Below are 21,379 nucleotides of genomic sequence, written 5' to 3' on the forward strand. Positions count from 1 at the left end.
ACTCTTTTACTCGGCTAATTTAAGGAGCTAACCTTGTACATTACTCTAACGGATGTGGTTGTTTTACTGGCAGCCTTTGTCGTCATCGCACAATTCTGGCATATCAGAGCCATCACTGAAACCGCTAATCGTTATTTGGCGGCATTTTGCGAAGAGCGAGGATTGCAGCTTCTCAGCGTTGCCCGTTTTAAGACTCGTATAGGAATGCACCGAGGCAAGCCCGATTGGCACACTATCTTTGAATTTGAATTCTCTGGAAATGGGGAAGATAAATATAACGGCAAGTTGATAATGAAAGGTAAACAGGCAGTTGATGTCGATATGCCTGCTTACCGAATTGATTAACCGCGTCTATTTGGGTTTAACTCTATCCCTAAACATCAACATACCTTTGATGTTACCGACCTCCATTTCTTTTAGTGGACGATAACCTGAAGACTCAAACAATTCTCTGTTTCTGTCTAGCGTCCGAAACACCGCAATTCCTTGACTATTTTCATCTTCCAACATGGCGCTTTCAACAGCAGATAACAACATTGTTGGTAAGCCTAAGCCTCTCTCGCCGGGATGGACCGCAATGAAAGACAAAATATGAAAGTGCTCTACCGGTACATTTTCTAGAATTTTTTGCTCTTTTTCCAAAAGCTGTTTTGTTCCTACAAATCCAGCTGTTAGTAGCATCTTAAACTTCCAATGCCAATAACGCCCACCGCCAAATGCGGCTTCTGAACTATTCAAACATGCGACCGCGACCAAACGCTCATCATCAAACAATCCAATCATGGGCTGTTCTGCACGCAAAAAGTTTTTTAATTCTTCCCGAATTGCAGAACGCAAACGGTCCCCATATCCTTCTTGATCCGATTGAAATATATCCTGGAACACAGAGTCATTTCGATAAGCTTGATAGATCAACGATCCTGCTACTTTTAAATCGCTGTCTGCAAGGTAAATCGCTTTGATTTTACTACGTTTCTCAACATCTATGTCGTTGCTCATAGCCGCCCTTACAATTTGTTCGCCAAGTATTTAATGCCCATACCTAGCTTAATAATCACCAATTAACAAAAGTTGTTTGCTTTAACTGACTTAAAAATGTGTTTAAACACATTAATCTTGAAAGTTAGCATAGCAGTTTTCTTTTTTTTGGTAAGTCCCTTTAGCATTTTGTTGATTAGAGACAAAATATAATGTGTTAAATCCACTAAATAACGTTCAAACGCAAAAAAGCCACGAGGTTTTAAACTCTCGTGGCTAGGGCGTGTTGATCTTTCGTGTATGAATTTTGTTCTAAATATATACAGGCCGCTGCAAAATTATACACGAAAGATCAACACGCCTTAATAATAGGAAGAACGAATCCTTAAATTTTTCGATAGGTAGCGTCGCCCCAACCAATGAGCTTATTTTCTTTGAAGACAAGTGGTGTGCATTCATCCTTAGTTGTCATACCATCGCCTTTAACGCGTTGTGTACGATAAAATAACACCATGTACTCACCGTCGGCTTTGTGGAATTCTGTAAAATCAGGGGTTCCAAGAATGCTTTTAACTTGATCGGCACTTAAATCAAGTTTTAGGTTTGAAATTGCTTTTCTATTGCTTTCTTCACGATCTTCCCAATCGCTGTATCCACTGCGAATATCACCATTTCCATCGATTTTTACCACACAGCCACCAAGTGACAATGCCAAAGGTAATACCGCAACAATAGCTAGCTTGTTAAATTTCATTATTCTAATTCCCATATCAATATTAAGTTGTGCTAGTGTTGCCACTCTATCAATAACAATGCCAAATCATAACTTATTGATATTATTATATAATTTTAATTAAAATAAACGATAGATTACCCTTTAGTTAGTAATTCTTACTAAAATGTCGTTTTTTTAACGAAATGATGCTTATTATGATTGACGAAAAATTACTCTTTATTTGCGCCCAACTCGCCAAGCAAGGCAAAAAGCCCAGTGTTGGATTACTCAAAGGTAAGGCCCCTGCGAATTACCCTCTACCGCAAATTATTGCCGCAGTTCAATATTGGAAAGCCAATCCAACATTAAAAGGAGTGGAAGTTAGTGAAGAAGCAGGTAATGAAGCGCTTTCTGCACAAGGCCCTTCCCCAGCAACGCTAGAAGCAAGGGTCGAATACCTAGAAACGAAAGTCGCTCTATTGGAAGCAAAACTCAACAAGCTTTTACATCCGCAAGGATAGAATATGAAAGCACTATAAAACGTTATAAAACAACTGGCTCTAACCCTCTTAAAAACGTTGCGAGATCACTAGCAATGACTTTTTTAGGTTCTTGTCCAACAGGCTCCAAAATCACCTCACCAGTCTCATTCAGAACAGAAAGAATATAATTATCATCTTCTGTTTGTGCAAAAAACAAAGTATCGCGCTGCCCTAAACGGCGCTTCATTAATAAGTGCGCAATTAAGTTTTCTTGTAACCGGATAAAATCATCTTCATTCCAAACCATGAGTAATTGTAAATCACCTTGACTCGCTCTCGCGTTGAGATGGTCGGCCCAATATGTACAAAAATAATCTTGAAAGTCTTGGTGAATTCGCATATCCATGCCTTTCTCAACTTGACTAAAATCAACAGAAACATCATGCCTGACAGGCTGCCAAACACATACACCATCAACCATCGTCGTTGTACAACAAGGAGATAACCAACTATCATCACAATCAACTTTTAGAGGTACACCCTCCTCTTCATATCTTGCGATGTATTTCCCGATGAAATTTGCTAGCGCAATTTGAGTCCTGGACTGCATAAAATATCCTATTTAACCATGAGTAAAGGGTAATGTTACCCGCACAAACTACCACAAAATAACGTATTTTGGTTTATCAAAAAGATGACAAATTCAACAATTTCAGAAGCCAATGAACTCGCCGATTTAACCTTGGGTAAATCAGTTACCTATCAGGAAAACTATACCCCAACGTTGCTGCAAGCAGTTCCCCGAGCCATGGGCAGAAATGCCATTAGTTTGAAAAGCCCGCTTCCCTTCCACGGTGTCGATATTTGGAACGGTTATGAATTTTCATGGTTGAACACAAAAGGCAAACCCAATGTGGCAATTCTTCAATGTGTCGTGCCGTCAACCTCTCCTAATTTAATCGAATCGAAGTCTTTTAAACTCTATTTAAATAGCTTCAATCAAACGCATTTTGACCATCAGCAATCCGTCCTAAAAACGCTAAAAAAAGATTTATCGGAATGTGCCGGAGAAAGTGTGGAGGTGTTTCTTGAGCCTGTTCATCGCATTGCCCAAACTCATCAAATCACTGAGTTTTCAGGAGAGTGCATTGACGATATTGATGTCGAAATCTCACAATATCAGCCCGCACCCGAGTTACTCCGTACTTCGGTTAGTGAGCACGTCAGCGAAACGCTGGTGAGCCACTTACTAAAATCTAATTGTTTGATCACATCACAACCTGATTGGGCAAGTATCATGATTCGATACCAAGGTGCGCGAATCGACCAAGCAAACTTACTTAAGTATTTAATTAGTTTTCGCCAACACAACGAGTTTCATGAGCAGTGCGTAGAGCGAATTTTTTCAGACATTCAATCCCGTTGTCACCCTGAGAAGCTCACTGTTTATGCTCGTTACACACGACGCGGCGGATTAGACATCAATCCAATCCGAAGCAATTTTGAAACACATTTCCCAAACTTGAGACTGGTTCGTCAATAATTGGGTTATTCTTTTTCACAATAAATTGCGGTAACGTTAACAATCCGACAATAAAAAGTGCGACTGAGTACAGTACGATTTTGTCTTAAACAAGGTCTAATTCAGTAACTCGTAAAATAATCGTCGTTGCAAAGCCTGAGATTTACAGCATGAATCAATTAGTTCGTTCACGAGGCAGCAACACCTCAAAAGAGGAATAAATATCCAATGACCACAACACAATTAAATGCAATTGGAGTAATGAGCCAACTTTCTCAACTTGAAGTTGATCGTTTAAGCCAATCTAAGAGCAAGGAGTTGTACCAAATCTTCAGAAAGTGCTGTCTTGCTGTATTAAATAGTGGTGCAGAAAAAGACGACTTGGAAGCGATGATGGCTTCCTATGAAGATTTTGACGTTAATTTGGTACGCCGTGAGCGCGGTGTAAAAATAGAATTAATTAACCCACCATCAATGCCCTTTGTTGACGGTAAATTGATGCGTGGCGTACACGAACATTTGTTCTCTGTATTGCGCGATTTGTTGCACATGGGAGCTAAATATGAAACTCACGAACTCGACCTAAGAGATTCCATTCATATTACTCACATGGTCTTCGATATGTTGCGTAATGCAGAAGTGATTAACAGCGAACAGGACCCTAATCTTGTGGTTTGCTGGGGTGGTCACTCCATCAACGAAACAGAATACCGTTACACCAAGAAGGTGGGTTATCAGTTAGGTTTACGGGAAATGAATATTTGTACCGGATGCGGCCCGGGAGCCATGAAAGGCCCAATGAAAGGTGCCACCATTGGTCACGCCAAACAACGATATGCACAAGGACGCTATCTGGGCATTACTGAACCCAGCATTATTGCTGCCGAGCCACCCAATCCTATCGTCGATCAATTGGTTATCATGCCCGACATTGAAAAACGCTTGGAAGCTTTTGTGCGCTCAGCCCATGCAATTGTCGTATTCCCCGGTGGCGTTGGCACCGCAGAAGAATTGTTGTATTTGCTCGGCATCATGTTGCATGAACAAAACCAAAAACAAAAATTACCCATAATCTTAACGGGTCCTAAAGAATGCGAAGCTTACTTTAAATCGATTGACCAATTTGTTGCAGCAACATTAGGCCCCGAAGCACAAAAACTTTACGAAATCATCGTGGACGATCCCGTGAAAGCGGCGCAACGTATCAAAGCACAGCAAACTGAAGTCAGAGAATACCGTAAAGAAACTGGCGATTCTTATCACTTCAACTGGTCATTGAAAATCGAATCGGAATTCCAGCGTCCATTCGCTCCGACTCACGAGAATATGGCAAACTTAAACTTGAATTTAGATCAGCCTAAGGCCGAGTTAGCCGCCGCACTGCGTCGCGCTTTCTCAGGTATTGTAGCGGGTAACGTAAAAGCGGAAGGCTTGGAAGAAATTCGTAAGAATGGCCCATTTACCATCAATGGCGATCATAACTTAATGAAATTGATGGATGAGCTACTTCAATCTTTTGTTGAACAAGGCCGGATGAAACTGCCAGGGACCAAATACGAACCTTGCTATCAGGTCGTTATTTAAGCATTCAAACTTATGTAAAAAAACCTCACGAACTGATCTTCACCATTCGATAAAGATTAGTTCGTGAAAAAATCACCGTAGCAGATTACAATCACCTCAGTTTTGTTTTTGCTTACATATCAATTTCATGAATAAAATTGTTAAAAGGGTTTCAATTGGATTTGCCGTTTACATCACTTTCGCAGCGGTTGTTGTACTGTATTACCCCGATGAACCTGACAATATGAATTGGGAGGACCGTGAGCAATACAACAGCATCCAAATTGGTAAACTCAAGTTAGGTGTAACACATAAGGATATTATCAACTTACTTGGCTCCCCTGATATTAGTGAGGCCAAATTGGTGGAGAACGAGAAAGTGCAGGTCATGTTTTACCGTACTCAACGTAAAACCCCCGACGGCATAACCACACAAGATGAATGTACGCCGTTGCTGTTCAAAAATGATGTACTTATCGCTTTCGGTGAAAATGCCTATAATCAATTTAAAGACAGCTAAAAAGTTACTACTTTGAGTGCCGAAGCAAACGATATTACACAGCCTTTTTCAATACATTTAGCCTCTCTTTATCAATCGCTTACACGATTAATTGATAAGTATCAGCGACAAAGTATCTCCCAATCACTCATTCAAGAAACGCTGGCATTCTCCGAAGAATTCATTGATGTTAGCAAACACTTCCCTGAAGCTTTATTAGCCCAGCTTCAATTTTATAAAGTGCAATATTCTTACAGCGTTAACTTGGTGTTTAATCAGGTGCTGGCGACTTACGTTATTGCCAGCCGCAATCAGTGGAACGACACCGCAATACAACATTTACTTTGTTGCGTGATATCACAATTTGGCGGGGTTATTGAGTCTCTAGACAGACGTGCTAAAGATCCAAGTATTAATATCGATCGCAAACACATTACTCAACATAATTTGCCACTATTACGTATTCTCAATCAATTACATTTAGAGATTTGGTTTTCAGGAGTTCGCCATGCTGAACTGCGTTACCATGCACACCCTGAACTGATATTAAGTCGAATTAACAAGCAATCTCATGAGTTATCAATATTGTGTTTAGGCACCTATATTGGTCAAAGGCTCACACGAACTAAGTCCGAAAAAGCGTTAGCTTTCCCGCAAATACTGCGACTTATCGCCAGAAAATTATCAAGCGCAGATTATTCACTTCTTGATGGCTTATTACAGTACCCAACATTAGTTCCACCGGGGAGTTTGGTGTCACTGAAAGATGGTCGTTATCTATTAGTGCTTACAACGTTCAAAAATCACCTTTTTGGAAAAGCCTTTTCGGCCGAAACCAGAGACTGTGCGAATGAGGTTGAAAGTCACTCAACGTCTGATATTAAACAGGTGCTCAGCCAACAACCTATCAAAACCCTAAGCAGCTTTGATACTTGGTGGGATGAAAGCAGTTTGCAACATTGTGGGTATCAAAATCAGATAGACTCAGACGACAGCAGCAATACCGAGATAGAACGGCCGCAACTGCGTCCTAAGCTATTTAAGTTGGACACGCCGCCCCCAACTTTGTTATCAATTCAAGCCCATTTATACAGTGATGATTTAGACACCAATACACTAACCAACCTCATCCTCGCTGAACCGGTTTTTGCCATGCATATCAAAACAACTGCGACACTTTCGTCCCGGGAAAATATCGTTATCACTGACGTGAAACATGGTTTATTAATGCATGGATTCGAACGAGCCAACTCGATTCTTATGGATCATGCTTTAACGCTAAGGCTCAATCAGCATTACTTTCCTGCACAAGAACAGCTATTGCAATTTTGCCATCTCTTCAAACACTTAGTTGCGACAATATCAGAGAGTAAAAAGCCATTAACACCGGAATTGATGGCGTGTTGGGCAGGGTTTGCCAGTGCTGGTTTTTTCACCAGCCCAAGCTTAAAAAGCAAACTTTCGGTGACGGTAAATCAGCAGGGTGGTCCTTCTTTGTCTCACGTAATAGAAACAGAAAATGCACATCTATTATCCCAACATGCACAAAAACTCTGTCAGTGTTGGGATCAACCCAAACAACTGCTACTCGCCCTACGCACATTAGAATCAGGCAATCTTAACCTTAACTCACCCAAACAACACGATACGATCGCATACATTTTGGGGCTTGGACTAATACTTGCGAAAGCAACATATTGGGCAGCGGATTATACATTTACAGAGCCTGACAAAGACTGGCTCAAACTTGCACCGCGCTTCTTAGGCAAGGCGCTTGATTATCAGGAAACCATAGAAAAAGCGCTTGCAAAAGCACATAGCTACTCCCCGTTAACATCCAAAAAACGTTAACATAAGTAAATTTAAAATACCCAAAGGTATCATTTTTTACCCACCCATAATACATTCTATTTTGAAATGCTCAGCAAAAAGAGACTAAATGGTTTAAGAACAAAGTTTGAGCTACGATATATAGAAAAAATGGGTCAGAAGTGGTATAAAGCGCCCCGCAAAAACATCCGTAATCGGCTAGATTTGAAGAATAGCCGCCATTCAATTCTAAGGAAATTTTGATGACACAACGTATTACCGTAATTAAAGGCGATGGCATTGGGCCGGATATCGTAGATTCTGCCCTTCAAGTGCTCGACAAAGTTGGTTGCAATTTTGAGTATGATTTCGCCGATGCGGGTTTGGTCGCTTTGGAAAACCATGGTGAATTATTGCCTCAAGCTACGCTCGATCTCATCGCTAAAAACAAAATTACATTAAAAGGCCCACTCACAACACCTGTTGGTGAAGGTTTTACGTCTATTAACGTTAGCTTACGTAAGCAATTCCAGCTTTACGCTAATGTGCGCCCAGTTATTTCCTTCAAAGGCACCAAAGCACGTTATGAAGACATCAACATCCTAACTGTTCGTGAAAATACTGAAGGTATGTACTCTGGTCTAGGACAGGTGGTTTCAGAGGATGGCAGTACCGCCGAAGCAATGAGTCGAATTACGCGCGAAGGCGCAGAGCGCATTGTTCGTTTTGCTTACGAATTAGCAAAACGCGAAGGGCGTAAAAAAGTAACAGCAGTTCATAAAGCTAATATTTTGAAATCAACTTCAGGTTTGTTCTTAAAAGTTGCTCGTGAAATTGGTGAGCAATATCCTGATATTGAATCCGCAGAAATGATTGTTGATAACACCTGTATGCAATTGGTAATGAACCCTCATCAATTCGACGTTATCGTGACAACCAACTTGTTTGGCGACATCATTTCCGACTTATGTGCGGGTCTAATTGGCGGCTTGGGCATGGCACCAGGAGCTAACATCGGTAAAGATTGCTCAATTTTTGAGGCGGTTCACGGCTCAGCACCTGATATTGCAGGCAAAAACTTAGCAAACCCTTCATCCGTTATTCTTGCATCCGTTCAAATGTTGGAATACTTAAACATGGGTGACAAAGCACAACGAATTATTGCAGCGTTGCGTGACGTAATTGAAACGGGCGACCGTACAACACGTGACTTAGGTGGTACGCACGGTACAACTGATTTCACTCAAGCAGTTCTTGACCGTCTATAAATCAAGAAAGCAGTAACAACAAAATACGGCACTGCTAGCACTATGCAAAAGGCGAATCATTTCGGTGTTTCGCCTTTTTTGTATTTCGCTTTCATCACCCTTTCTCCAACTTTATATTCGCCTTATCAGCGTTATTTCTCACACAGTATTGTTCCCCATTATTAAGCATGTCTTCCCATAATTGCAGGGAAAATAAGAAACTGGTTAGATAACAGTCGAAGCGAAAGCTTCAAGAAAATGGAACTTAACTTTAAATCAAATAATGGAAATGGAGACAATCATGAAAAAACATTTTTCAGCGATTATTACCTTTATTTTACTTCAGCTTGGCGTGCTAAATCCTGCTTTCGCAGCAGATAGCAACACACAATCAGTAGCAAGTGTTGGCGCTGAGCAAAGTAATCTTATTAACCTTAACACTGCAACTGAAGCGCAATTGAAAAGCTTGCCAGGCATCGGCCCTAAAAAAGCCAAAGCCATTGTTGAATACAGAGAAGCATTCGGTAACTTTACCAGTGTGGATTCTGTTACTAAGGTGAAGGGAGTGGGAAACAAGTTGCTTTCTAAATTCAGAGACAAAATAGAAGTGTAATCCCGCTTTCAACTTCTTTGTGACAAGAAACGGTAAATGCTAGCGGTTTCCCTCTCCCGCTAGCATTCCTAATCTGGAACAAGCTTAGCTAAGGCTGTCTAGAAAAGCCTTAAAATCTTGTTTGATTTCAGGGTGACGCAATGCATATTCAACATTGGCTTTCATGTACCCTAATTTGCTACCACAATCATGACTTTTACCTACCATTGCATAGGCCTCAACGGCTTGAGTGTCCATCAATGAAGCAATAGCATCGGTTAACTGAATTTCATCACCCGCGCCCGGAGGAGTTTTCTCTAACCACTCCCAAATTGCTGGGGATAATACGTAACGACCAACAATAGCTAAGTCAGAAGGAGCAGTATCAATAGAAGGTTTTTCCACCATTTGAGAAATCGCGCCAAACTCACCCGCCTTAATATCAGCGCCAGATAAATCCACAATACCGAATTTACTCACTTCATCTTTTGCCACTTGCTCAACCATGATTTGGCTATTTCCGGTCACATCATAACGTTCTAGCATTTTGGTTAAATTATCTTTGCTCTGATCACAACAAGCATCATCGATAATGACATCCGGCAACACAACTGCAAATGGACTGTCTCCCACGAGTGGATGAGCACACTTGATCGCGTGGCCAAGCCCTTTCGCTACGCCTTGGCGCACGTGCATAATAGTCACGTCAGAAGGACAAATACCTTTGACCTCGTCTAAAAGTTGGCGCTTCACTCGCTTTTCCAGCACGGCTTCAAGCTCAAAGCTAGTATCGAAATGGTTTTCAATGCTGTTTTTACTCGCATGAGTAACTAATACAATGTCTTTAATTCCAGCTTGAACACATTCATTAACCACGTATTGAATTAATGGTTTATCAACAATAGGCAGCATTTCCTTTGGAATGGCTTTAGTCGCTGGCAGCATACGAGTTCCGAGCCCGGCAACGGGAATAACTGCTTTCGTCACCTTCGACATTTAATTCTTCTCCTTTACTGAACGTCCACGCCCAATAGCAAAGTACGCTATGCCCAACGATTCAACATACGTGGGCTCATACAGGTTTCTGCCATCAAAAATAACGGGCTTCGCAAGTCGTTTCTTAATTTGTTCAAAATCGGGGGCCTTAAATGCTTTCCATTCAGTGCAAATAACAAGACCATCCGCACCATTAAGGCCGCCAAATACATCATCAGCAACTTGCAAATTCGCATGGTTATTGAAGTAACGTTGAACCGCAGCGCTCGCAACCGGATCATAAATCGTCACGCTTGCACCGGCTTTTAATAATGAATCAATTAATACTAAACTCGGCGCTTCGCGAATATCATCAGTATTCGGCTTAAACGCTACGCCCCAAAGAGCAAAATGCTTGTTTTCGAGAGAGTCATAACGTAGACGGATCATCTGTTCGAGTTTGGTTTTTTGAACCTGATTAACTTTTTCAACCGACTTTAAGATATTCGCTTCGTAATGATGTTCAGAAGAGGTTTTTATCAGCGCACTCACATCTTTCGGGAAACATGAGCCGCCATAACCACAACCGGGATAAATAAAGTGGTAGCCAATTCGAGGATCTGACCCCATTCCTTGGCGTACCATTTCAATATCTGCTCCCACCTGCTCAGCAATATTTGACATTTCGTTCATAAAGCTGATTTTGGTTGCCAACATACAATTTGCAGCATATTTGGTTAACTCAGCGCTGCGGCGATCCATCACGATAGTGCGTTGGTGATTACGGTTGAAAGGCGCGTAAAGCACATTCATCGCAGCCAACGCTTTATCGCTATCTGTGCCTAAAATAATGCGATCCGGCTTCGAGCAATCCGCTACCGCAGCACCTTCTTTTAAGAATTCGGGATTCGACACGACATCGAAAGCAATACTGACATCACGCTGTGCTAACACACGATTCATTTCCGCTTCCACTAAATCCCCCGTGCCTACGGGTACCGTTGATTTAGTGACAACTACCGTATATTCACTTAGGTAAGTAGCAATGGTTTGCGATACGTTCAGCACGTACTTTAAGTCTGCTGAACCATCTTCGTCCATCGGCGTACCAACAGCGATAAAGATAATTTCAGCCTCGGCCACAGCGGGTTCAGGCTCAGTGGTAAAAATCAGCCTACCCGATTGGTAATTAGAATGAACTAAGCTTGCTAATCCAGGCTCATGGATGGGAATATTACCCTGTTTCAAGAGCGCAATTTTCGCTTCATCAACATCAACACATGTCACTACATTGCCCAAATCCGCAAGCACTGCTGCTTGAACCAAGCCAACATAGCCAATTCCAAATACTGTTACTTTCACTTAACCCACCCTACGAATCATTTTCTTTGACACCGTCTTTATCAAATATAAGGAGCCAACTGTTATCACCTATTGCTCATATAAGTGTATTGTCTTTTCATTAACTTTATGTGATGCGAATTCTTCTTCAGCCATTTTACGGGAAATCTCCCCCATTTCTTGCCTAAGTGACTTATTTTCAGCAAGAAGTTGTATCTTTTCAGCAAGCGTCTGAACATCATACAACGGCACCAGAAAGCCATTTTTTCCGTCTTCGACGACTTCTCTACAACCCGGCACATCTGTAGTAATAATTGGCCGCCCCACCGAGGCCGACTCTAATAGGGACTTCGGCAAACCTTCACGATAAGAAGGCAAAACGGAAACATGAGAATGTTTCCATACATCAAAAATTTGCGAACTTGGGCCATCCCAAATAACCCCCGCGTCTTTAGCCAAGCGAGTCAACTCATTTTCGGTAAAGGCATTAGGATTCTTGGCGTCCACATCCCCCACCAGCACAAACTCAACATTTGTTAGTTTGTCGCTCACACGCTTCGCGGCTTGCAAAAACTCTCCTACACCTTTGTCTTTTAGCATGCGCGCAACCAGAGTAAAACGCACTTTATCGGTGTTGGGAAATGGCTGATGCGAAAACTGCTCAATATTAATTCCCGCGCCACGAATCAAACACAAGTGCGTTTGTTTAACGCCAATTGTCTCAACAAAAAATTGATAATCATCACGGTTTTGCAAAATCAACACCGTGCGACGCAAGTTAAACAACAATTTGTAAAGCGTGGACATCACGTACTTTAAAATTTTGGCTTTGGTGGTTTTCGACATAAAGACAAACCCAAGTCCACCAAGCGCATTCACAATACGTTTCGCGCCGCATAAGTGCGCCGCTATGGTCCCCATCAATACTGGTTTTTGCGCTACGTTATGCACAACATCGGGCTTTTCTTTTAAGAAAATCTTGATAACTTGCAGCAATAGCATCAGGTTCGCCAACAACCCCGTATTAGCGCGATCAATATCCATGGGGATAACTCGAATACCCGCTTCTTCTATCACGCTTCGATGCCGATTAACATTGCAAAGAATAGACACATCATAGCCTTTAGCAACCGCCGCTTTTGCCAATTCCAAGCGATGTGAACAGAAATACCAATCTTCAGAGACAAAATATAATAACTTGGACATCAAAAACCTATGTTGTTAGCTCTGCATTGTTAGCTTTGTAAGTTAAGAGAGCATAAAGAGTGATACAAATCCAAATACTGCTCACTAATTGCCTCTATAGAAAAATGTTCCTGCATCCGCTGGCGATGTGTTTTGCCAAGCACAGAACATTGCGCGGCGTCTAAATCCAAAAGCTCTCCGAGTTTCGATTCTAGCGCCTTGTCTTGATAAGGAGGCACAATCCAGTCAGCATCATTAAGTAAGTACCCACTATCACCAACATCATTTGTTAAACAAACAAGTTCACACGCCATAGCTTCGCCCAACACATTGGGGAACCCTTCCCCCCAATTCGAGCTTAAAACGAAATAATCGAAAAACGGCATCAGCACGTTTACATCATTTCGTTCCCCCAATAAATGGATGCGAGACTTGCCAGGTATGTCAGGTATAGGAAGGGCATCGGTCCCTTTGCCAATAACCACCAAGTGTGCATTAGGATATTTATCCGCCAACGCCAAGAAGTGCTTAATCAAGCCGAGCTGGTTTTTCATTGGATGAGCTCGACCAACATTACCGATAATGCGACCTTGTTCAATATTGAGTAATGCGCGCAGTGGATCCTGAGTTGTATCTGCAAGCTCGCGCTTGGGAAGCCATGTAGACAACTCAAAGCCATTGGCAATGAATTGCGCTTTGTCTTTCATGTTCCAATATTTTTGGTGCTCCAACGCACTTTTTTGCGAGTTGAACACCACGCGTTCCGGCAACACTAATAACAAACCTAATAAGCGGATAATCAATCGAATACTCGGTTTCTCTTGATTCAGGTTTTGCAAACTATGGCGTACATTCCACAACAAACGAGGCCCACGCGTTAAGGAGAAAAGAGATAATAAACAGGCAAATAGCATGGCGTGATACATCCATGCATTAATAATCTGAATTTTTTCTTGTTTGATGGCACTCAGCAAGCGCCACAAATAGACGGGAAGTAGCCAAACTTTCTTTACATTCAATGTGATAACGCGAATGCCTTTTTCTTCTAACATGGCGTGGTGTTTACCACCGGGCGTTAAAGAAACCACAATATTATCAACGCGATTATCGGCTCCTTGCTGATTTAACAACTTATACAACATCGCCTCGGCACCACCTGTACCAAGACCCGTTATAATGTGCATCACTTTGATAGGTTGCATTTGCTTATAGTAAACAGTGACTAGCGCGAAAACACTAACGCTTTAGCAGGGCTAACTCGCCCAACATGCCAATGTATTTTCCGCCAAATTCAAAGATTCGATAAGGCTGTTTTTGCTGCTCGCTTAAACACAAGTCCATAAAAAAGCTGTTGTCGTTAATATCATCCATAATAATAAGTGCATTATCGGAAAGCTTGGTTTTTAGGGCTTGCATGGCTTGCTCGCGACCAGCATAGCGCTTGTCCGAATCGTAGTGAAATAAGTCCACACTCGACACGCTCTGCGCAATTTTAGATAGGTTTTTCGCGTCACCATCAATGAACAAATGCCAACGTGCTTTTAAGTCTTCTGGCACTAAAATGCCAATGTATTTTTCGGGGTTTTCAATACGAAAATATGGAAAATCACTACTGAATAAGCGCCCATCAGCACCTGAATCGGCATTTTTCTGCAACCCAGATAAAAACGCATGAGAGGAATACCCTGCGGCAACGCCCGTTTCAACAACGGTTTGCGGCTTTAAGTAACGGGTTACAAAGTAAATTAACGGATAAAAACCACCACCACCCAGCGTCACATCAATATTGCTTAACACCTTGTTGGCATGAGCTTCCAAAGACTTTGCATAAGCTAGTGACTCCTGCCACAACTCAGCATCTAAAGATTGCGCGTATTCTGCAAAATCTTGTTGTTGCTGTGCTAACCAACGCAAGTTAGCTTCATTGTTTTCCTGCTTTTTGTCGGTTAGTCGTTGAAACACTTTGCCAAGCAAAACCGGCAGTCTTTTCACATTCAAAGCTTGTTTAGCGATGTTGATTAGCACGTGATTACTCATAACGGGACTCTACACTGACTTATTCATTTTAATTAATTTAATAGCTGCTGAAGCGACTTACGGGTTTTCTTTGAATTTAAACACCGATGCTAACGCAGAATTCGGGTTATTAATAAACACTTCGGCCTGCATCGACTCTTTTAACAGAGCGAGCGCGGTTTCAACCTTTAATCCTGTCGCACTATCATTAGTTGGATGCGCTTTTACATCCTGCAATTCTTCTTCCGAAAAAGGGTTAGGAATAATGTGCGTCAACCAATGATTTTCTTCTTCGTAAAAATACCGAGGCGAATTTAAATCGATACCGATTAACAATATTTCTTCGTAGCCTAAGGCATCCGCCCAATAACAAGTGGCAAATAAAGAGGCTCTGGATTGAAAAAAATACTTTTTTGCCAACCCAAAGAAACTAATAAGCTTAATAAACTGCTTTATTTTTTTCGCCGACTTCAAATGAATAGGGAATGTCATGGTATTAATGCATGAGGGAAAAAGTGCTTGAAAAGAGGAACTTTTGGAATGCGGATTTTTAAGGGTAATGCCATGCAACAATCCCGCCTCTTGTTTCTGCTTTAGAGCTGGATATAAAAGCGCTTCATGCTGCTTTAATAGCTCACCCTCGGGAATTTCGTACATGTAGTAATCAATTCGTGTTGGCAATAACGCGGCATGACTAAACGCCGCAATGTCGTAATCACCCAGCTTGTCGAAAAAATCTGAATCCAGTTGATTAATACTTGGACCACAGCCAATTACGGCTAATTTAGAACGACGCTGAGAGCGCACCATCTTATCCGCACGACTGACTTTTAAGCCTCGCACCACAACCACATACACATACCGATAAAGCATGTATAAAGCATTGGCGACAATTGATCGAGACAGCGCGTTAACTAAGAAGGTATGTAATCGCATCAAAATGGGCCTTGGCGTTGGTCTCTGCATCAATGTTTTTATGGTCCAAACTCGCTTGCCCACCAATGGCGGCATCAAATCCGTACTCTTTAATTAGCTGCGCAAAAGCTTTCACCAAATACACCTCTGGACGAACGCCTTGCTCAATGTTGTTGATTGCGGTTTGCAGAGCCTTTTCTGAATCAATAAAGTACACGCCATGACATGGACGAAACCAAGACACGGCGAAGCTCAATGCAGGCAATCCGCGTGCAATCGCTTCCCAACAGACCGTTCCACCAGCAGACGCAACCGCTTCGCTCTTCGCCATTAAGGTGAACGAATCTAAAGACAAGCTCATTAAAGAAACATTAGGAATATCATTTAATTCTGTGTAGTAACGCTCATCTCGGAAACATTCACCGAAACGCGTGTAACTGCTTATAAACTGGCTTGGATGCTCTTTCACCAAAATATGCCATGAATCGCCAAGCATAGAGGCTAACCACTTAATCATGTAACGTTGATCCACAAAACGCCCTGCAAGTGGGCAAGTGGACTTTTCTGGTTGATATTGCAACGCCACATAAATGAATTTTTTATTCTCTGGCAAACGCGACAAGTCGTCTAACGCCAAGTTGTTGTAAACCGCTTTGATGGCGTCTTTCTTTTTAATCGCTCGCATTTTGTTAAAAACGTATTCACGGTAGGTATGCTGCGAGGTCATCATGGTTGAACCCGCTTTGTATTGATCCGAGCGCATCGGTACGTTTTTGATAAAGCGGCCACCTACATCTATGGCTGTTTTCACTTTTTTGATTAATGCACTTGGTGAAGGAAACACACGCTTGCGATTGGAAGCCAACTGATTGTATTCCTCAACCTGATCCCATAAATGTTCTTTTAATACAGTTTGGTAATCTTGATTGAGTTTATCTACATATTCGTTGATGCTAGGTAAAATCTCGATTTGCTTGCCTGATGTGGTGTAATCCTCTACCACTTTGGCATAACGCGTGTTTAATTCGGGAAAACCTTCTTCAAAATCGTGATACGGCAATATGCCTAATTCAGAAATAGTTCGTGTTGTCATGATGGTGGTTACACCTAACAACTTTGCCGTGAGGTACAAACCGTAATCTACAGCTTGATGTGGTTCTTCTTCAAACCATACGAGGTCGATTTGGTATTGCTGAATAACCTTTTTCCACAAAGAGATAACATGATAGAAAAACGCCAAGCGTTCTTTGTATTCAAAGGCAGAATCGTTAGAGTCGTTGCGCTCTAACATATAAATAAAGTTAAATTCGTATTTGGAAAGAAAGTCTAAATCATCCGGTGTCGGTGGCAATAAGTCATTATATGCCATCCCTTGAGGTAAAATGCCTTTTACTACATCAAAAAAGTCGTACTGAAACGCATCGGGAAATGTGTTTTTCACTAACTCCCTGTTTTCATCTGCCACAAACCAAACAGTCGGAGCCCAATTCAATTGCTGAGCAAACTTCTGCGCGGTTTTAACAACGTAGGGCTGATAACTGGAAACAAGAACTCGTCGATTTCTGTAGCTTTCTAACGACATATTTTAATTATTCTGACTTAGTGATTTCAGGATTTAATCATTCGGGGATAAATTAGAAAAGCGGTCTTGAAATATGCGCACGCTCAGCGCCACATACTTATCAACGACCGCCATAAAAGTGGTTAGTGCTTGGCGAGCCCTATTTAGCGAGGACTCTTAACAAATACTTCAAGTAAAAACCACGCGGGATATTACCACCTCGACGGCGATAAATGAAGCTCACTCCCTTTGCATTTACTGTATTGTCGCATCTCTACTGCGAACTAACTTAATATACAGAGGATCATCTAAGTTTTTGTGCTCGGAAATATCAAGATTCATTCTATCTCGCAAATTCTCTAACGACATAGATGTGAAACTTAACATCAAGGCGCAGCGGGATTTCGATTTTGCTCTTGAACCATAATGGAAGCAATTACAAGAATCGACGGTGAGCACACTGCCACTTTTTCCTTTCACAATCACTTTTTCAGCGTTTTCGTACTTGGTTAACTTTGCATCTTCAACCGACATATTCGACATTGCGCTGCCGTAATTGAGTTCTTTATCTTTCTTCATCTCATTAGAAACAGACAATGGAAAGAAAGTAAACGGCCCATTTTCTTCATCGACATCAGTAATATACACCACAACTCTGAGTATTTTGGTGTCGATCACATCGAGGTGAAGCTGTTGACTATTTAACCAACCATTACGGTCCGTTGGGTCGCTGCGTAATAAGTCGATGTTATTTAAGATCGGGTATTCGCCAAGATATTTAGCGGCGTGTGCAATCATCTTTTTCGAGAAGGCAAAGTTATAAAATGCGTCATTCGCCAGTAATTCGTCGGCATAAACCACCGAATACGGCATATCAACGCGAGAGGTATCCGGGCCCTTTTCTTCGAATAATTTTAATGATTCTTCTACGACTTCTTTTGTGTAGGGGAAATATTCACTATCGAATAACGTCCAACCGTCTTTCATAAAGTCATCAGGAATGGGAAAGTCGTTTTCTTTTTGGAAGTCTTCGAGAAACGCCTTACGTTGTTCAGCAATCGTTTTGTATTTTCGGCTATTTAGCTGCTTAGCCAATTTCTTGTACAAATTCGTGCTGAGTACACGTCTGCCATCTTTAGTGCGCCATTTTTCAAAAAGGTAATACAACCCCACACCAAAAGGATCGTGCAATAATTTATTTATACTGTTCATTTCCCTAGCTCTTTAATGGTAGTTCAGCAAAGGCTTTTAGAATCGCTAATCCTGCATCAGCACTGTTCTCAGGGTGGAACTGCATCCCCCAAATGTTGTCTTGGCTAACGGCAGCACAGAATTCAACATCTTCGTATTGGCCTTTCGCCAGCACCGCTGATTCATTCTCAGGTAGTGCCATGTAAGTATGTACGAAATAAAAGTAGTCGGCTTGAGAAAGAAGCGCATCATTTTCTTTAACGACTTCTAATTTACACCAACCAATATGCGGTAATTTGAGCGATGGGTTAGTAGACACAATTTTCTTCACTTGGCCTTTAATTAAGCCTAAACCATCAGCACCACCGTGCTCATCGCTATGCTCAAGCAAAAGTTGCATACCAAGACAAATACCAAGAATAGGCGTGCCTGCATTGACCTTTGTTATAATCGCATCAAATAAGTTCAACGATTTGATATTTTCCATACCGACTGGAAATGCCCCAACGCCCGGTAAAATCAGCTTTTCTGCTGCCAAAATCACTTCAGGATCGGAGGTCATTTCTACTTCTGCGCCAATATGGGCTATCGCCTGCTCAACACTTTTTAAATTGCCGCAGTGGTAATCAATAATCGTAACTTTACTTGGCATAAATAGAGACTTCCTGTTGGATGTAATTGCTTGCGCCGATTCTAACTTTATCGACTTATTAAATCTATTTTCGATAAGGTTTTCTTCAGTAATAATCGCGCCCCTGCATTGGATAAATGATCATCATCTAAATACAAGGGTTCGCCATTAAATTGCGCTACACAATGAGCCTCAACCAAGGTATCGCAAAACACCTGCGATGGTTGCACAGGCACGATGTTCGAATTTTGATTTGAAACAACATCAAGCACACTTGTCGCAAATTGATGGCGCTGTTGATAAGCCGAGTATGGGTACGCCAACGTCTCTAAGGGTTTTCCATTCTCGGTGTAATATTCTAGATTTTCGCTGTAAATGTCCCAGCCAATCTCAGGTACAGGGTAATGCAAATAAAGGGGGATATTTTGGCTTAAGCGGGATAAAAACTGCTGTGTTTTTTCCTGTTTTTCTAACGCAGCGACACTCACACTGCCATCGTTTCTTACTGCCACATTTTCACGATATTGAATGTGCTCAACACCACCAACGGTATTATCAAACCCTAGCGCGTTAATTTGCGGGGTTTTCGCATCGGAAGCGCCTTGCGACGCTGAAACCGGATAGTAAATCAATGTCCAACGAGCAAAAAGCAACACGGCATCCGCCTGCTGCTCAATATAACGAGCGAGGTTTTCTTGTGCTTGCGTGCATTTATCGTAATACGTTTTGCCATCTTTAATCGGCAGCTTGGTAATGAGTGGGACGGTTCCGCAACCATCGTTAAACACACGTAATCCCTTAATGCCTTTCTTTTCAAAAGCATGATGAGTCTCTTCCAACATTGCATCAGCATGAGAGTCGCCATACAAGGCTATCGTTGTTGCGCTTGATGCATCACCAAAATAACAGGCGATCACACCCGGATAATTTTCAACTGGAGCATAGCGGCAAACCTCTCCTTGCTGATCGATTTTATCGCCCAAACTTATCCATTGCACATTAGGCGGCAATTCATAGCGGTCTCGAAAGCCTTCTTTCACATGGCCTACTACACCAACAATAATAAATGCGCTGCTTACTACTACGGTGCTAACCATCAATGATTTCGAGCCAACTCGACTGCGGTCTCTGAAAGGCGTTTCAACAAAACGCCACGTTAAGTAGGACAAAGGAAAAGTTAACAATACCATTATCAACATTACTGCATTAGAGGCTTGAAAATAGTGTTGATACTTAACAAAGGCGATGAGTGGCTGGTGCCACAGATACAAGCTGTAACTGAGTAAACCGATTCCAACCAAAATACGGTTTCTTAATAGGCTAACAACGAATCCCGAATCGCGGGCAAACAGCAAAATAAATGCCGTACCAAAGGTAGGCACTAGCGTATAAACACTCGGAAATGGCGTATTGTGGTCGTAAACAAAAATACTAAACAGAATCGCGGCAACGCCTATTAAACTGAATACCTCTCGGCGCTTTTGAGAAATATTCGGCAAACCATAATAAGACACCCAAGCCGCAGTTAGCGCTCCAACCAACAACTCCCACATTCGGCTGGGTAATAAATAAAACGCCGCACTCGGATTGTTGTACACCTCATAGTTGGCATACAACAAGCTCGCGATAAAAATAAGAAAAATAGGAACAAGCACTTTTAGTCGAAGCGCTGTTAGCACTAGCAGGAATACCGGAAAAAACAGATAAAACTGCTCTTCAACCGATAAACTCCAAGTGTGTAATAACGGTTTTAATTCTGAGGCGAGATCAAAGTAACCACTTTGTAAAAAGAAAAGAATATTGGAGGAAAATAATGTAACGGCTGTCAGGCTTTGAAAATAAACTTTGGTTTCCGGCGGGGAAAACAGTAGCCAAGGGACAGGAATAGACGCCAACATCACCACATATAAAGCAGGTAATATTCGTCTTATTCGTCTTTCATAAAATCGCGTAATGCTGAACTTACGTTGTGCTATTTCATCCAGCAAAATACGAGAAATAAGGTAGCCGCTGATAACAAAGAAAACATCAACACCTACATAACCGCCACTAAAAAGTGTAAAACCTGCGTGGAAGAAAATAACGGGCAGTACCGCTAACGCTCTTAGTCCATCGATTTCTGGGCGATACTGCATGCAAATGTCTCCTAACTTGCCA

At 41.8% G+C, this 21,379-nt stretch carries 21 protein-coding genes; 8 read left to right on the forward strand and 13 right to left on the reverse strand.

The genetic code is table 11. The features are described 5' to 3' along the window. The first annotated feature begins 33 nt into the window (after positions 1 to 33). Positions 34 to 345: a DUF3301 domain-containing protein gene (locus HJG39_RS02705; protein WP_268406522.1), complete on the forward strand. Its 312-nt coding sequence runs from the start codon at positions 34 to 36 to the stop codon at positions 343 to 345. Between the two features lie 6 nt (positions 346 to 351). On the opposite strand, the gene HJG39_RS02710 is transcribed toward HJG39_RS02705, so the two are convergent. After that, positions 352 to 999, reverse strand: coding sequence for a GNAT family N-acetyltransferase (locus tag HJG39_RS02710; protein ID WP_268406524.1), 648 nt, complete (start codon positions 997 to 999; stop codon positions 352 to 354). Positions 1,000 to 1,363: 364 nt separating this feature from the next. Next, the gene (locus HJG39_RS02715) at positions 1,364 to 1,732 is read right to left on the reverse strand and encodes a DUF3192 domain-containing protein (RefSeq protein ID WP_268406527.1); all 369 of its coding nucleotides are present in this window, start codon (positions 1,730 to 1,732) and stop codon (positions 1,364 to 1,366) included. A 176-nt stretch (positions 1,733 to 1,908) separates the two neighbouring features. Here HJG39_RS02715 and HJG39_RS02720 point away from each other — a divergent pair, with 176 nt between their 5' ends. Next, positions 1,909 to 2,214: a hypothetical protein gene (locus HJG39_RS02720; RefSeq protein WP_268406530.1), complete on the forward strand. Its 306-nt coding sequence runs from the start codon at positions 1,909 to 1,911 to the stop codon at positions 2,212 to 2,214. Between the two features lie 22 nt (positions 2,215 to 2,236). Here the strand turns inward: HJG39_RS02720 and syd are convergent, their stop codons facing one another. Further along, positions 2,237 to 2,785: a SecY-interacting protein gene (syd, locus tag HJG39_RS02725; RefSeq protein ID WP_268406531.1), complete on the reverse strand. Its 549-nt coding sequence runs from the start codon at positions 2,783 to 2,785 to the stop codon at positions 2,237 to 2,239. Between the two features lie 84 nt (positions 2,786 to 2,869). On the opposite strand from syd, the gene queF reads away from it, so the two are divergent. From queF to HJG39_RS02755, 6 genes are all read left to right on the forward strand, one after another. Then, complete coding sequence (gene queF / locus HJG39_RS02730) at positions 2,870 to 3,718, forward strand: NADPH-dependent 7-cyano-7-deazaguanine reductase QueF (RefSeq protein WP_268406532.1); 849 nt, start codon at positions 2,870 to 2,872, stop codon at positions 3,716 to 3,718. A 207-nt stretch (positions 3,719 to 3,925) separates the two neighbouring features. Next, positions 3,926 to 5,281 (forward strand): nucleotide 5'-monophosphate nucleosidase PpnN, encoded by a 1,356-nt coding sequence (gene ppnN / locus HJG39_RS02735; protein ID WP_268406534.1) that lies wholly within the window; start codon positions 3,926 to 3,928, stop codon positions 5,279 to 5,281. A 127-nt stretch (positions 5,282 to 5,408) separates the two neighbouring features. Next, a complete protein-coding gene (locus tag HJG39_RS02740; protein ID WP_268406535.1) occupies positions 5,409 to 5,780 on the forward strand; it encodes a DUF3192 domain-containing protein in 372 nt (123 codons plus the stop codon). A 12-nt stretch (positions 5,781 to 5,792) separates the two neighbouring features. Continuing rightward, entirely contained in the window at positions 5,793 to 7,610 is a 1,818-nt protein-coding gene (locus HJG39_RS02745; RefSeq protein ID WP_268406538.1) for a hypothetical protein, read from the forward strand. A gap of 218 nt (positions 7,611 to 7,828) precedes the next feature. Next, the gene (locus tag HJG39_RS02750; RefSeq protein WP_268406540.1) at positions 7,829 to 8,836 is read left to right on the forward strand and encodes an isocitrate dehydrogenase; all 1,008 of its coding nucleotides are present in this window, start codon (positions 7,829 to 7,831) and stop codon (positions 8,834 to 8,836) included. A gap of 280 nt (positions 8,837 to 9,116) precedes the next feature. Further along, on the forward strand, positions 9,117 to 9,428 hold the full coding sequence (locus HJG39_RS02755; protein ID WP_268406543.1) for a ComEA family DNA-binding protein: 312 nt from the start codon (positions 9,117 to 9,119) through the stop codon (positions 9,426 to 9,428). Between the two features lie 84 nt (positions 9,429 to 9,512). On the opposite strand, the gene galU is transcribed toward HJG39_RS02755, so the two are convergent. From galU to HJG39_RS02805, 10 genes are all read right to left on the reverse strand, one after another. Continuing rightward, positions 9,513 to 10,403, reverse strand: a complete 891-nt coding sequence (galU, locus tag HJG39_RS02760) for a UTP--glucose-1-phosphate uridylyltransferase GalU (RefSeq protein ID WP_268406545.1) — start codon at positions 10,401 to 10,403, stop codon at positions 9,513 to 9,515. Then, positions 10,404 to 11,744: a UDP-glucose dehydrogenase family protein gene (locus tag HJG39_RS02765; protein WP_268406548.1), complete on the reverse strand. Its 1,341-nt coding sequence runs from the start codon at positions 11,742 to 11,744 to the stop codon at positions 10,404 to 10,406. Positions 11,745 to 11,813: 69 nt separating this feature from the next. Beyond that, complete coding sequence (locus HJG39_RS02770; RefSeq protein ID WP_268406550.1) at positions 11,814 to 12,929, reverse strand: glycosyltransferase family 4 protein; 1,116 nt, start codon at positions 12,927 to 12,929, stop codon at positions 11,814 to 11,816. A gap of 29 nt (positions 12,930 to 12,958) precedes the next feature. Further along, the gene (locus HJG39_RS02775; protein WP_268406552.1) at positions 12,959 to 14,110 is read right to left on the reverse strand and encodes a glycosyltransferase; all 1,152 of its coding nucleotides are present in this window, start codon (positions 14,108 to 14,110) and stop codon (positions 12,959 to 12,961) included. A 34-nt stretch (positions 14,111 to 14,144) separates the two neighbouring features. Further along, positions 14,145 to 14,945, reverse strand: coding sequence for a class I SAM-dependent methyltransferase (locus tag HJG39_RS02780; RefSeq protein WP_268406554.1), 801 nt, complete (start codon positions 14,943 to 14,945; stop codon positions 14,145 to 14,147). 57 nt (positions 14,946 to 15,002) lie between these two features. Continuing rightward, positions 15,003 to 15,860 carry a hypothetical protein gene (locus HJG39_RS02785; RefSeq protein WP_268406557.1) on the reverse strand — a complete coding sequence of 286 codons (858 nt, stop codon included), beginning with the start codon at positions 15,858 to 15,860 and terminating at the stop codon, positions 15,003 to 15,005. Further along, positions 15,835 to 17,421, reverse strand: a complete 1,587-nt coding sequence (locus HJG39_RS02790) for a hypothetical protein (RefSeq protein WP_268406559.1) — start codon at positions 17,419 to 17,421, stop codon at positions 15,835 to 15,837. Before HJG39_RS02790 ends, HJG39_RS02785 begins: the two co-directional genes overlap by 26 nt. 234 nt (positions 17,422 to 17,655) lie before the next feature. Beyond that, positions 17,656 to 18,612, reverse strand: a complete 957-nt coding sequence (locus HJG39_RS02795) for a hypothetical protein (protein WP_268406561.1) — start codon at positions 18,610 to 18,612, stop codon at positions 17,656 to 17,658. 4 nt (positions 18,613 to 18,616) lie between these two features. Then, positions 18,617 to 19,243: an imidazole glycerol phosphate synthase subunit HisH gene (gene hisH / locus HJG39_RS02800; RefSeq protein ID WP_268406563.1), complete on the reverse strand. Its 627-nt coding sequence runs from the start codon at positions 19,241 to 19,243 to the stop codon at positions 18,617 to 18,619. 47 nt (positions 19,244 to 19,290) lie between these two features. Next, the gene (locus HJG39_RS02805; RefSeq protein WP_268406565.1) at positions 19,291 to 21,357 is read right to left on the reverse strand and encodes an acyltransferase family protein; all 2,067 of its coding nucleotides are present in this window, start codon (positions 21,355 to 21,357) and stop codon (positions 19,291 to 19,293) included. Positions 21,358 to 21,379: the final 22 nt, after the last annotated feature.

This window comes from Alteromonas sp. a30, from assembly GCF_026788005.1.
In the GTDB taxonomy this organism is placed as follows: Bacteria; Pseudomonadota; Gammaproteobacteria; order Enterobacterales; family Alteromonadaceae; genus Paraneptunicella.

What these genes read in the sequence shown, in the direction of transcription:
- HJG39_RS02710 (WP_268406524.1), bottom strand. Translation starts at nt 999, where the DNA reads ATGAGCAACGACATAGATGTTGAGAAACGTAGTAAAATCAAAGCGATT.
- HJG39_RS02715 (WP_268406527.1), bottom strand. Translation starts at nt 1,732, where the DNA reads ATGAAATTTAACAAGCTAGCTATTGTTGCGGTATTACCTTTGGCATTG.
- HJG39_RS02720 (WP_268406530.1), top strand. Translation starts at nt 1,909, where the DNA reads ATGATTGACGAAAAATTACTCTTTATTTGCGCCCAACTCGCCAAGCAA.
- syd (WP_268406531.1), bottom strand. Translation starts at nt 2,785, where the DNA reads ATGCAGTCCAGGACTCAAATTGCGCTAGCAAATTTCATCGGGAAATAC.
- queF (WP_268406532.1), top strand. Translation starts at nt 2,870, where the DNA reads ATGACAAATTCAACAATTTCAGAAGCCAATGAACTCGCCGATTTAACC.
- ppnN (WP_268406534.1), top strand. Translation starts at nt 3,926, where the DNA reads ATGACCACAACACAATTAAATGCAATTGGAGTAATGAGCCAACTTTCT.
- HJG39_RS02740 (WP_268406535.1), top strand. Translation starts at nt 5,409, where the DNA reads ATGAATAAAATTGTTAAAAGGGTTTCAATTGGATTTGCCGTTTACATC.
- HJG39_RS02755 (WP_268406543.1), top strand. Translation starts at nt 9,117, where the DNA reads ATGAAAAAACATTTTTCAGCGATTATTACCTTTATTTTACTTCAGCTT.
- galU (WP_268406545.1), bottom strand. Translation starts at nt 10,403, where the DNA reads ATGTCGAAGGTGACGAAAGCAGTTATTCCCGTTGCCGGGCTCGGAACT.
- HJG39_RS02770 (WP_268406550.1), bottom strand. Translation starts at nt 12,929, where the DNA reads ATGTCCAAGTTATTATATTTTGTCTCTGAAGATTGGTATTTCTGTTCA.
- HJG39_RS02775 (WP_268406552.1), bottom strand. Translation starts at nt 14,110, where the DNA reads ATGCAACCTATCAAAGTGATGCACATTATAACGGGTCTTGGTACAGGT.
- HJG39_RS02780 (WP_268406554.1), bottom strand. Translation starts at nt 14,945, where the DNA reads ATGAGTAATCACGTGCTAATCAACATCGCTAAACAAGCTTTGAATGTG.
- HJG39_RS02785 (WP_268406557.1), bottom strand. Translation starts at nt 15,860, where the DNA reads ATGCGATTACATACCTTCTTAGTTAACGCGCTGTCTCGATCAATTGTC.
- HJG39_RS02790 (WP_268406559.1), bottom strand. Translation starts at nt 17,421, where the DNA reads ATGTCGTTAGAAAGCTACAGAAATCGACGAGTTCTTGTTTCCAGTTAT.
- HJG39_RS02795 (WP_268406561.1), bottom strand. Translation starts at nt 18,612, where the DNA reads ATGAACAGTATAAATAAATTATTGCACGATCCTTTTGGTGTGGGGTTG.
- hisH (WP_268406563.1), bottom strand. Translation starts at nt 19,243, where the DNA reads ATGCCAAGTAAAGTTACGATTATTGATTACCACTGCGGCAATTTAAAA.
- HJG39_RS02805 (WP_268406565.1), bottom strand. Translation starts at nt 21,357, where the DNA reads ATGCAGTATCGCCCAGAAATCGATGGACTAAGAGCGTTAGCGGTACTG.